We start from the raw sequence: 11,726 nt of genomic DNA on the forward strand, positions 1-11,726 counted from the left end.
ATCCATTGTATATATCTATTTTATTTATTAGTTTGTTTGACCTTTGGATTAAACGCGACTCTTTAACTGTATTATTTATCTTTCCGACGCTACTTGTTAATTATATTTTTTGGCTACCGAACTATTATCCAGCCCGTCATTTTATCTATGTTTCTCCGGTTTTAGCAATTGGTATTGCAATATTGTTGCAATCTGTATTGAAAAAAATACTCTCTGTTTGGCGAAATCAAAAAATTATAAGTATTGCCTTGGCTTTAGTTTTTATTTGTATAGTTTTTGTGAGTTATAGAGTTTCTTATTCAGTTCCTTATCCCTACTGGTCAACTCAAACGGAAGACAATAAAAGACTCGCTAAAAATCTCCAGGATTTACCGTCTAGAGTTCAGCGAATTTTTGTCGTTGCTGATTCTGTCCCTGTAGTAGTAGAAATGCAGCTTTTATCTAGCAAAGTTAGAGTTACACCTCTAAAAACATCGTTATTGACAGATACTCAAATTAAACGTCATCAATTAAGTAAAATTTTCAAAGCTCAACCAACAAAAACTATAGACTTACTGGAAGTTCAAAATGAAAAAAATACTTTTATATTTTATATCCAAGGTTGGAAGAAAAAAGAAGTCATCAGGTTCTTCAAAGAAAATAATGAATATGATGATGTTAATCTAGTAATTCAAAAAAGTATTCCATCATTTACTCTTGTACCCTCTGATATATCTAAAAAAATAAATTTTTTAGATATGTAAGACTGCTGTTTGAATTAAAAAATCTGTCAAAAGTTATTTGCTTAAGCAGTATATTCAGTAAAAGTGTGTGCGTACTTCGGTATAGAAAGTATCAAAATTTAGTAAATGCTGTAGTAGTTTATACTAATTAAAAAAAGAATGCAGCAGATACAGACTGCGAAACCCTTATTATGTCAGCTTTCTTAATTTTGAATTGGTATTAGACTCTTTCTCAACTAATGAACGGTAGAATATACCTAATTTTTGTAGCTTCAAAGCCGAATCATGACGATGCATTCTACACTCCAACGTGCATTTGCTAACCGCCGCGTTCTCAAAGTAATCAGCGGCTTAAATAACTTTGACGCCGCCAGCGTTGCCGCTACTGTAAAAGCTGCTGAATTTGGTGGTGCCACTTTCGTCGATATTGCCGCCGATTCCAGCTTAGTCCAGCTAGCTAAAAGTTTGACAAATTTACCTATTTGTGTTTCAGCAGTAGAACCAGAGAAATTTGTGCAAGCTGTGGCTGCTGGTGCTGATTTAATTGAAATCGGGAATTTCGATTCATTCTATGCTCAAGGACGCCGTTTCGAGGCTGAGGAAGTACTAGCCTTGACTCAGCAAACCCGTGCCCTGCTGCCAGAAATTACCTTATCTGTTACCGTTCCCCATATCCTCGAACTAGATCGACAAGTACAACTAGCAGAAGAATTAGTGAAAGCTGGAGCAGACATTATCCAAACCGAAGGCGGTACTAGCAGTAACCCAGTTCACCCTGGAACTTTAGGATTAATTGAAAAAGCTGCTCCCACCTTGGCAGCAGCTTATGAAATTTCTCATAGCGTGAGAGTACCAGTACTGTGTGCTTCAGGCATTTCTAGCGTGACTGCACCATTAGCGATCGCCGCTGGTGCTGCTGGTGTTGGTGTTGGTTCCGCCATTAACCAACTCAACAGTGAAGTAGCGATGATTGCTGCTGTCCGTGGCTTAGTAGAAGCTTTGGCAACTGCAACAGTGTTGAGTCAGAAGTAAAGAATGGGGCATTGGGCAAACAGGTCATGGGGAAAGGGAAAGAGGTAAGGGGAAAGATTAAATTTATTCCTTTTCCCTTTAACCTTTTCCCCTACCTCCCCTGCTCCCAATGCCCCATACCTTTAGCTGACTACAAAATTGACCAACTTCCCAGGAACCACAATTACCTTTTTAATTTCTTTGCCTTCGATGTAACGCTGGGCAACTTCAGATTCACGGGCGTATTTCTCTAAGGCGGCTTTATCTGCTTGTGACGGTACTTGAATTGCACCACGAGTTTTGCCCATAATTTGAATCACTAAAGTGATTTCATCAGCTACCAAAGCAGCTGGGTCAAATGATGGCCAACTTTGCGTGTGAACTGAATCGCTTTCACCCAACAAATGCCATAATTCATCGGCAATGTGTGGTGCAAAAGGCGCTAGCATAATCACCAAAGTCCGAATACCTTCTGCATAAATTGGTGAATTTTTGCAGCTGGCATCAGTTAGAGCATTACTCAACTTCATCAATTCTGAAACAGCTGTGTTGAATTGATATTCGTCTTCCACGTCTTCCGTCACCGCTTGAATAGCAGTATGAATTGCCCGCCGCAATTCCTTTTCTGTCTTACTCAAATCAGAAACTTCGGCTTTTTTATTAGATACCCCAGCAGCAACATAATCTGTCACCAAACGCCAAACCCGATTTAAAAAGCGGAATTGTCCTTCGACATCGGCTTCATCCCATTCCAAATCTTTTTCTGGCGGCGCTTTGAACAAAATGAACATCCGCGCTGTGTCTACACCGTACTTGGAAATGACATCTTCTGGCGCTACACCGTTACCCTTGGATTTAGACATGGTGGCGTAAACGAGTTGCAGTGGTTCACCTGTCTTAGGATCTCGTGGATCGGCTGGATCTACAAGATTAAAGGGAACCCACTTATCTTTACCACTCTTATTAGGATTTGTGTAAGTTAAACCCTGCACCATACCTTGAGTTAACAGGCGTTGAAAGGGTTCGTCAAAATTCAACAAGCCTCTATCCCGCAATACCTTAGTAAAGAAGCGCGAATACAACAAATGTAAAATTGCGTGTTCAATTCCACCTACGTACTGATCCACTGGCATCCAGTCATTGATTTTACTAGAATCAAAAACCTGTTGTTCGTTCTTAGCATCTGGAAACCGCAAGAAATACCACGAGGAATCAATAAAAGTATCCATAGTGTCAGTTTCCCGCTTCGCCGGAGTACCACAAGTCGGACAAGGCACATTTACCCAGCTTTCCAATTGCGCCAAAGGAGAACCACCACGTCCAGTAAATTCCACCTCTTCTGGTAACTGTACTGGCAAATCTTTGTCGGGCACTGGTACTATCCCACAATTGGGACAGTGAATTACAGGTATTGGTGCGCCCCAGTATCGCTGGCGGGAAATCAACCAATCACGCAGTCGATATTGCACCCGCGCTTTTCCGAAACCTTGTTGTTCGGCATATTCCACCATCGCCTGTTTAGCCTCTGTGGAAGCCATACCAGTAAAAGCACCGGAATTAATTAAAATTCCTGGTTCAGTGTATGCCTGGTTATATTCAATTTGCACGAGTTGTGTAACTTCATCCGTCTCTGATGTGGGAGTTAAGTCAAAACCTGCAACATCATTTGGGGAAGCAATAACAAAATCAATGGGCAAATCATAGCTTTGGGCAAACTTAAAATCCCGGACATCGTGTGCAGGTACACCCATGACTGCCCCTGTACCATACTCATACAGCACGTAGTCAGCAATCCAAATGGGTACTTCTTCCCCTGTAAATGGGTTAATTGCCTTACCACCTGTGGGAACACCCCGCTTAGGTTTATCTTCAGCGGTACGTTCCAACTCGCTTTGATGAGAAATCTCTTTAATAAAGGTTTCTACCGTTGCTTGTTGTTCTTTGGTGGTGACCCGCTTTGTTAAAGGATGTTCTGGTGCTAACACCACGTAACTCACGCCAAAAACGGTATCTGGGCGTGTGGTATAGACAGCAATTTTTTCATCTAAGCCAACAATGGGAAATTCCAAGTAAGCACCTGTGGATTTGCCAATCCAGTTCGCCTGCATTAATTTCACACGTTCCGGCCAACCAGTCAACTTATCCAAATCATTGAGTAATTCTTCGGCATAGTCAGTAATTTTAAAAAACCACTGGCGCAACAATTTACGTTCAACTATTGCCCCACTGCGCCAAGAACGTCCTTCATTATCGACTTGTTCGTTTGCCAGTACAGTCTGGTCAATGGGATCCCAGTTTACCGCCGCTTCTTTTTGGTAAGCTAAACCCGCTTGTAAAAACTGCAAGAAAATCCATTGCGTCCACTTGTAATAATCTGGCGAACAGGTGGCGAGTTCGCATTCCCAGTCAATGGACAAACCAAGACGCTGTAATTGTTGCCGCATCTGGGTAATATTCTGATAAGTCCATTTTGCTGGCGGTACACCACGGTCAATGGCAGCGTTTTCTGCTGGCAAACCAAAGGCATCCCAACCCATTGGGTGTATTACCCGATACCCTTGCATTCGCTTGAGGCGGGCAATTACGTCAGTAATCGTGTAATTACGGACGTGACCCATGTGTAAGCTGCCCGATGGATAGGGAAACATGGACAAAGCGTAGAATTTTGGCTTGTTGCTAGCTGTCGGTGTTCGGTCTAAGCCCAGTTCTGTCCATGTTTTTTGCCATTTTTCCTCAATCGCTGCGGGGTTGTATCGGGAATCCACCAAAAAATCTCCTACTATATCTGTTATCGTATATGCCTCCATATTGTAGATGGTAGGCAAAGAAATCAGATGCTGAAAATAGGCGATGTTGGAATCAAATATAAAATTTTCTGATTTGGTGCAGGTTTTTGTTTACGGCACTCTCAAACCAGGTGAAGCTAACTATAAAAGATTTTGTGCTGGCAAAGTTGTAGATGCCAAAAAAGCTTTTGTCAAAGGCGAATTGTTTGCTTTGCCAATGGGCTATCCAGCCATGACGCCAGGAGATAACCAAGTCCACGGATATTTACTTTCTTTTACCAACCCAGGTATTTTAAAGCAGTTAGATGCGTTAGAGGATTACCACCCTGCTAGACAAGATTCAGAAAACCTTTACAGCCGAAAAACTATCGAGGTTTATCAGGAAGAGTGGCTTTCTCTCGGTTGGGCTTGGGTTTACTTAATGAGTTTAGAGCGAGTTAACCAGTTCGCAGGCATCCACCAACCCGACGGTTGGTGGACTGGCTCTGGTATAACTCGAAAATAAAGTTATTATCTATTAAGTTTTAAGTTTGTGATTAATTAATTTATGTCATCTGTGGAATCCCGGCGTTGTGGCGGTACCTGATAAATTGAATTTTCTGGAGAAGCTACTGCTGCTTTAGGAATTTCAATTACCGGGTTGTTTAATCCCACCATTAGCGAGGAAGGAGGTACTACAGATGCAGAGGATGTTTGTACTGGCTGTATTTGTGGTCGTTGTGCCAGTTGCGGTGTTCTCGAACCACTACCGGGTACTAAGCCAGACACTGCACCAATTAAACAAGCTGCGGCGGCGGCGCTTCCAACCATCCAGTTAAAACGAGAACGTCGGCGCAAACGTGTCAATACTTGTTCGGCTGTTACTTCTGGCGACTGTTGGGCTGTGGGCACTGGCATAGTTCGTAAGCCTTGCCTCAGCTTTAACAGTCGGGCATACAAGCATTGAACTGAAGGATCTTTGGCCAACCATTCTTCCACTTGCCTGCGTTCGGCAGCTGTGACTTCACCATCGAGATAAGCACTTAATAACTCGAAGCGATCGCGCTTCACCATATCCATAAAACCCGTTGATTCATTGGTATACTCAACCATTCCATCTGACAAATCTTCAGGAAGTTGTAAGTGGGAACGATCATCAAACTGAGAATCAGTAGTCATCTTAACATTATTACCAATTCATACACGGGTAAAGAGAACCAATAATTCGGGAAAATTACTCAATTTTCCTCCTAACGGCGGAAGTAATCTACATCTTTGGAGCAATTATTAATCATTGCTTAAATTCTGCCATTTGACAGAAGCAAAATACTGTAAATTAGGAGTCTAGATAGTTTTGTAACTGAGCTTGCAATCTGGATCTGGCTCTGGCGATTCTTGATTTGACAGTTCCCAAGGAAACTCCAGTAATTTCAGCAATTTCTTCGTATGCCATGCCTTCAATTTCTCTCAGGACGATAGTAGTACGAAATACCTCTGGTAAATCCGCGATCGCTTCCCGTAATTGTTCGTAAAACTCTCTAGTTGTCAGTTCCTCTTCAGGCCCTGGGGTATCACCAGCAATTTCCCAATCCATCTCGCCATCCTCTACTGAACGGGGAGCATCGAGTGACAAAGGACTCACAATCCGCTTGCGTTTCCGCAACTCATCGTAAAATAAATTAGTCGCGATGCGGCTTAACCAGCCGCGGAATTTAGCAGGCTCTTGTAAGCGGTTAATATTCCGATACACTCGAATCCAAACTTCTTGAGCCAAATCAGCCCTGTCAGGCCAATCTGGAGCTAAATGGTACAAGACTCTATCTACTTGGGTTTGATAGCGGCGCAATAGTTCTGCAAACGCAGCACGATCCGGGCGCAGTCCAGCTTGACAACGCAAAATTAAATCGTGGTTAGGAAGTTTGTCAACTTGCACTGATGCTTCTGGATACTTTGCATCAACAGTTGACCAGGATACAGTAATCGACTGACTCATAGATCGTACTGGCTCTAAATCATCCCTTTCTATTAGACCTGCTAATACGACACAAGTTCCTTGCTAAGGTGACGGATTTATGACTGGAACACTGAGGCACACAAGTTTGGCTAAATTGATAGCAGTCAAAAGAACCTATTTCTCCTTATACTACTTGGATGTTTCTGTTTTACCCATCAACTAACAAAGGCATCTGAATCTACGCACATTTTGTTACTTTTAGCAACTGGGTATATACGCTTGATCGAGATAATTAAATTTGGTTATAAGGATGAAGATGAAAATTTTGTAATTCTAACTTCTTGATACCTTAAAAATTTAGGCAATAATTTCTAGAAGTTGGGTTGCTCTGGTGGTAATAATGGTAGTTTATTTTTTTGATTTTCTTACCAGAATAGTTGCTGATTGTTCTGGTTGTACCCCGTAACTAGCACCAGTGCTATTTTCTTCTGGTAAGTGAACTTGAAAAAAGAAATTGAGGGAAAATGTAATCGTGACTGCCAGCAATAATTTTTCAAACATAGTTTTTCTCCCACCCACACCATTAATAATTGATTGCTGCATTTCCAAAGTTGCACAACAAAGTCCGACTAGAGGCTTACGGCCTCCTGAAGTTTGGAGGAATGAGATTCCTCTGTTGGATTTTTGCTGTTGGGACGCGTATGGCCTTAGTTTGCCCAGAGATGTTGGCAGATTTATATCAGAAGTGATAAGTATTGATAAATTTTTAGCGATCGGATAATGAACCCATTTAATTCTTCAGTTGGATACGTCAGGGATAAACAATAGGCAATAGCAATGGTAAAAAATGAATCTGTAGGGCGTATGGTAATGTTGCTTTGTTTTGGCACAGCATTTTTGTCTTTAGCTGTGCATTGGCGCATTACTACAGCACAACGACAGTTTGAAAAGTCTGCATCTACTTCGATGCGGCAAGGTTCTAGCCTAAATAACTCTCAAGAAAGCCGCCCAGAGGAAGCCTATAAGAATTTCTCACAGGTGAGTTTAGGACAAGTTGCGCTAGGTGCATCTGTAACTCCCGTAGAAAACACCCAAGGCTCAACTGTTGAGAAAAAGTCAACATCAAAGTCTTCAGCTGTTGGGTCTAGTTCTCAGTCGAAAAAAATTAAAAAGAATGTAGCTAAAGCGACAATTAATCAGTCTGCTAAGCTCAAAGCTCAAACTAAGTCGAAAAAAATTAAGAAAAATTTAGCTAAAGCAATTAAGCCAAAAGTTTCTCAGTTAAAATCTCCTACAACGCCGCCCAAAACTCAACCGCCTAAAATTCAGGAAAATATAGCTAATCCCGTACAAACCCCTACTCAGACAAGGGTAGTGGTACAAGCAGAAAAACAAAATCCAATTGTGGACAGTTGGCCTAAAGCTTTATGGCCTCAAGCTTCAGCCCAACAAGTACCAACCAATAAAATAATATCTGGCAAAACCAAAGTGGTGGTTGATTTAAGCGATCACCGTACCTACGTATACGTAGGAGATGATGTAATAGCTAGCTATCCAATAGCTATAGGTAAAAAAGGTTGGGAAACACCGACGGGTTCTTTTAAAGTCATGCATATGCGACACTTTCCAGTGTGGCGTCACCCGATTACAGGTAAAGTATTTGAGGCAGGTACAAATAGCCCTTTGGGAGACAGATGGATTGGCTTTTGGTCAGATGGACGGAATGAAATTGGCTTTCATGGTACACCAGATGTTGACCTGCTAGGAACGGCTGTATCTCACGGTTGCTTGAGAATGCGTAATTCTGATGTCAGATTGTTATACGAGCAAGTGGGTTTAGGAACAACTGTGGTAGTGCGTGAATGAATCGGGCATTGGGGATGGGAAGAAGACAAGGGTACAAGGGAGACAAGGGAGACAAGGAAGGCTAGCAATCTTTCTGCGTTGTCTCCCTCATCTCATGCCTCATGCCCAATGCCCAATATCCTTAAATTTATAATTTTTGCTCAAAATTGGGTGCATATTGTCTAAGTAAAGCGCCAACTTGGTCAAGAACTTCATTACCAGTACTTTTACCCAAGGCTTGCCGTTCTGGGAAGAAATTAGGCCGATCTAGGTAACGACCGATCGCTTCATTCACTTGCTGAGAAATGAGTTCTTGCAGTTCTGCTTGAGCGCGTTGGCGCTGATAGTTAGCGCCTTCTTCTGTAGTTGCATACAACGGTGGTAGCCGATTGAGAGCGTAGGCTGCAATATCACCAACATCTAGGGAACTTTCACTAGTGGCCTCAATTTCAGCGACTCTGGCGATCGCTTCTGTAAGTACCAATTCTTCCATAACGTTAATGAATTGTTTTCGAGGTACCGCCACTACCTCACCAGTTAATAGCGCACCCATTAGGCGATCGAGCGCCATATACTCTTCAATAGAGAGTTCCGAAGCGTTGTCACAAATTCTACCGACTTCTGCTTCCATTGCTGGTGTCAAATAACCATCCTGGAGAGCTTGTTCTACAATTTTTTCAATACTCATAACACTTATCATCATTTATGTTAGCCAAGGAAGGTAGGGACGGTATCAATTCAATTGATTTTGCTTACTTTGGGCAAAAATATCCAAATTATACACAGACGCTATCAATTCCGCCTCTACTATTTCACAACCTTAGTGCGCCAAGGTGTTGGATCTACAGATAACCCGTTGACATATAAACCCCAGTGCAAATGTGGCCCAGTAGAAGCACCCGTCGATCCTACTGCGCCGATGAGTTGACCAGCTTTGACAAAATCACCTTCTTTAACGTTAATACGACTGAGGTGCATGAAAATACTACTTACTCCCTGGCCGTGGTCAATGCCAACTACGTTACCGTGAACCCGAAATCCTTGGGATACCCTACCTACCAAAGCAACTCGCCCAGCGGCTGGAGCAATTACGGCTGAACCGGCAGCACCAGCGTAGTCAAGGCCACGATGATAGTAGTCCTCTGCAAATTTACCATTATAGTAGCGACGTACACCATAGGTTGTACTCATCCGCCCTGCATTTGGCCTCAGAAATACTCCATTCCAATATTTTTCTGGTGTTTGTAATGCTTTAAAAGCTGCTACGCGTTTAAGTTCATACTCTGTAGCTTCCACTCCAGCTTTGCCTGGTGGCAAATTAATCCGTTGTATGGGGAACTTGCGATTTTGCACATTCACAGCCAAGTTTTGCACCTGACCATCTCCTGTCACCTGAAGCGATCTAGTTCCAGCTTTTTCCAAGGGAGTTGTAGGAATAAAAGCTCGATACTGATTCGGTGCAATTTCAAAGGCTGGATAAGTATTTTTACCAATAGTTACTGCTGGATTTATACCATTCTCCGGATTATCTAAATTAATTTCCACTGAAAGTGTATCCCCTAATTTGGGATTAGTTGGAGTCACTTTTACTTGCAAAGCATCTACAGGCAACGCCCAGGTAATGGAGAGAACAGCAAAAATTCCCTTGAGCAAATTTATTCCAGGGTCATTAGGCGTCAATTTTTTGATATTCAAGCTGAGCAAATTTTTCTTTGAATTGCTAGTACGATTCTTAGTAATCATAGAACTACCATAAACCCTTTGCTTGTGTGGGAAAATAAACTAGTTTATTACTACTAGGATTTTCTTTTGACAGCTGATGTTGTTGAAAGCCATAAATTTTGTTTGGCAAATACTCTAGGCATTTATGGAAATTAAGTCAACAGCCAAAACTTGGTAACGGAAAATAATTTGTCAGCTTAATTTGTAAATTTATATTAATTGTAATAACTAAGGTGTATGACATTGTAATTGTTGGTAAAATTCCACTTGCTTGATGCTAAAACTGCTTTAGTGGCTTGCCATAGGAATCATTTGTTAAGCAACAAAAGAAACTTTTTATGGTTAAAGTCACTACATAATGGTACTGGAATAAAATCTGCTAATCAACTGGACACTTCTTCAACTGGACACTAAATACTATACTTTCAGGTCAAAGTTGCTCTAAAGAAATGAGCAAAATCAGCTAAATCACAGTAAAAGTACCAGAAACCATCCAAAAAATTAACGCGATTAGGATTTTACACAAAGCTAGTTCAATTTATTGTGTAAATTCTAATCTCCATTTACATAGTGATAACAGATTTTTTGTGTATTGGGAAAATATTAATAACTTAAGTAAAATTACTGGTATATCTTTACTTAGAAGTACTCAGGTTCTTGGGCATTGGGCATTGGGCATGAGAAGATTGATTTTTATTGTTCCTTGTGAGCGCAGCTCATGGAGTAAGAGTGCAATCAATTGCTTTTTGCACTCTTGTTGGCCGATGCCCAGCCAAAACCCTTAATTTTTGTACCATGCGTAAGTGCTAAGGTGATTAGCTCCAGGCTGATAGTTGTAATTTCGAGTCGAGTTTACCATCTTCCATACGAACTATGCGATCGGCAATATCTAGAATGCGGTTGTCATGAGTAACCATCAAAATGCTACAGCCTTGTTCTTTTGCGAGTTTTTGCATGAGGTTAACCACGTCTCTTCCCGATTGACTGTCAAGGGCGGCGGTGGGTTCATCGGCTAGGATAATTTGGGGATGACTGACTAAGGCGCGGGCGATGGCTACTCTTTGTTTTTGTCCCCCAGAGAGTTGATCGGGATAGTAATGCCAGTGCTTGCCCAATCCTACTTGCTCTAGCATCTGGGCTGAGCGAGTTCGCATATTTTTTAATCCAATATGTCCATGCAATTCCAAAGCCATTTTCACGTTTTGCAATGCTGTCAAACTGCGATGCAAATTATGTGCTTGGAAAATGTAGCCGTTATGGCGTCGTACCTGCACTAATTCTTGGGCACTAGCACCACAAAGTTCTTGCCCCAACACCCGCAAACTACCAGATTGGGTAGAACGCAAGCCACCCACTAAGGTTAGCAGAGTAGTTTTTCCAGAACCAGATGGCCCGGTCATGATCACAATTTCACCGGCGTTAATCTCTAAGTTGATATGACATAAAACTTGCTTGCGAAGTGAGCTATGACCAAAGTAGTGGTCGAGATTTTGGATGGAGATGACGGGGAGCATATCAATTTTGGATTTTGGATTGGGCATAGGGCATGGGGCATGGGGGCATTGGGAAGAAGCAGGGGGGGCCGCTCCCCAATACTTGTCGGGTTTTGGGGGAAAGGGAAAGGGGAAAAGGGAAAAGGGAAAGAAAAAACCTTTAACCCTTACCCTTTAACCCCTTCGGGGTGACGCTCCTTCGTCGCTAACGCTG

At 42.0% G+C, this 11,726-nt stretch carries 11 protein-coding genes; 4 read left to right on the forward strand and 7 right to left on the reverse strand.

All coding sequences use genetic code 11. The features are described 5' to 3' along the window. A partial coding sequence (locus GNE10_RS24180; protein WP_185567339.1) for a hypothetical protein occupies positions 1 to 743 on the forward strand: 743 nt, incomplete at its 5' end. 264 nt (positions 744 to 1,007) lie between these two features. Further along, the gene (locus tag GNE10_RS24185; protein WP_185567340.1) at positions 1,008 to 1,754 is read left to right on the forward strand and encodes a DUF561 domain-containing protein; all 747 of its coding nucleotides are present in this window, start codon (positions 1,008 to 1,010) and stop codon (positions 1,752 to 1,754) included. A 122-nt stretch (positions 1,755 to 1,876) separates the two neighbouring features. On the opposite strand, the gene leuS is transcribed toward GNE10_RS24185, so the two are convergent. Next, positions 1,877 to 4,498: a leucine--tRNA ligase gene (gene leuS, locus GNE10_RS24190; protein ID WP_185567341.1), complete on the reverse strand. Its 2,622-nt coding sequence runs from the start codon at positions 4,496 to 4,498 to the stop codon at positions 1,877 to 1,879. A gap of 85 nt (positions 4,499 to 4,583) precedes the next feature. On the opposite strand from leuS, the gene GNE10_RS24195 reads away from it, so the two are divergent. Then, the gene (locus GNE10_RS24195) at positions 4,584 to 5,024 is read left to right on the forward strand and encodes a gamma-glutamylcyclotransferase (protein ID WP_185567342.1); all 441 of its coding nucleotides are present in this window, start codon (positions 4,584 to 4,586) and stop codon (positions 5,022 to 5,024) included. Positions 5,025 to 5,059: 35 nt separating this feature from the next. Here GNE10_RS24195 and GNE10_RS24200 read toward each other — a convergent pair whose 3' ends face one another. The 3 genes from GNE10_RS24200 to GNE10_RS24210 all read right to left on the reverse strand — a co-directional run bounded on the left by GNE10_RS24200 (position 5,060) and on the right by GNE10_RS24210 (position 7,055). Continuing rightward, positions 5,060 to 5,677 (reverse strand): anti-sigma factor, encoded by a 618-nt coding sequence (locus GNE10_RS24200; protein WP_099066209.1) that lies wholly within the window; start codon positions 5,675 to 5,677, stop codon positions 5,060 to 5,062. Positions 5,678 to 5,834: 157 nt separating this feature from the next. After that, positions 5,835 to 6,491 carry a sigma-70 family RNA polymerase sigma factor gene (locus tag GNE10_RS24205; RefSeq protein WP_096539842.1) on the reverse strand — a complete coding sequence of 219 codons (657 nt, stop codon included), beginning with the start codon at positions 6,489 to 6,491 and terminating at the stop codon, positions 5,835 to 5,837. A 369-nt stretch (positions 6,492 to 6,860) separates the two neighbouring features. Then, positions 6,861 to 7,055, reverse strand: coding sequence for a hypothetical protein (locus tag GNE10_RS24210; protein ID WP_185567343.1), 195 nt, complete (start codon positions 7,053 to 7,055; stop codon positions 6,861 to 6,863). 228 nt (positions 7,056 to 7,283) lie between these two features. On the opposite strand from GNE10_RS24210, the gene GNE10_RS36135 reads away from it, so the two are divergent. Beyond that, a complete protein-coding gene (locus GNE10_RS36135; RefSeq protein WP_397326273.1) occupies positions 7,284 to 8,318 on the forward strand; it encodes a L,D-transpeptidase in 1,035 nt (344 codons plus the stop codon). Between the two features lie 127 nt (positions 8,319 to 8,445). Here GNE10_RS36135 and GNE10_RS24220 read toward each other — a convergent pair whose 3' ends face one another. The 3 genes from GNE10_RS24220 to GNE10_RS24230 all read right to left on the reverse strand — a co-directional run bounded on the left by GNE10_RS24220 (position 8,446) and on the right by GNE10_RS24230 (position 11,533). After that, the gene (locus tag GNE10_RS24220) at positions 8,446 to 8,985 is read right to left on the reverse strand and encodes a late competence development ComFB family protein (RefSeq protein ID WP_099066211.1); all 540 of its coding nucleotides are present in this window, start codon (positions 8,983 to 8,985) and stop codon (positions 8,446 to 8,448) included. A 119-nt stretch (positions 8,986 to 9,104) separates the two neighbouring features. Continuing rightward, entirely contained in the window at positions 9,105 to 10,040 is a 936-nt protein-coding gene (locus GNE10_RS24225) for a M23 family metallopeptidase (RefSeq protein ID WP_185567345.1), read from the reverse strand. Between the two features lie 794 nt (positions 10,041 to 10,834). Beyond that, on the reverse strand, positions 10,835 to 11,533 hold the full coding sequence (locus GNE10_RS24230) for a DevA family ABC transporter ATP-binding protein (RefSeq protein ID WP_185567347.1): 699 nt from the start codon (positions 11,531 to 11,533) through the stop codon (positions 10,835 to 10,837). Positions 11,534 to 11,726: the final 193 nt, after the last annotated feature.

It is taken from the genome of Nostoc sp. 2RC (genome assembly GCF_014222165.1).
Lineage (GTDB): Bacteria > Cyanobacteriota > Cyanobacteriia > Cyanobacteriales > Nostocaceae > Nostoc > Nostoc linckia.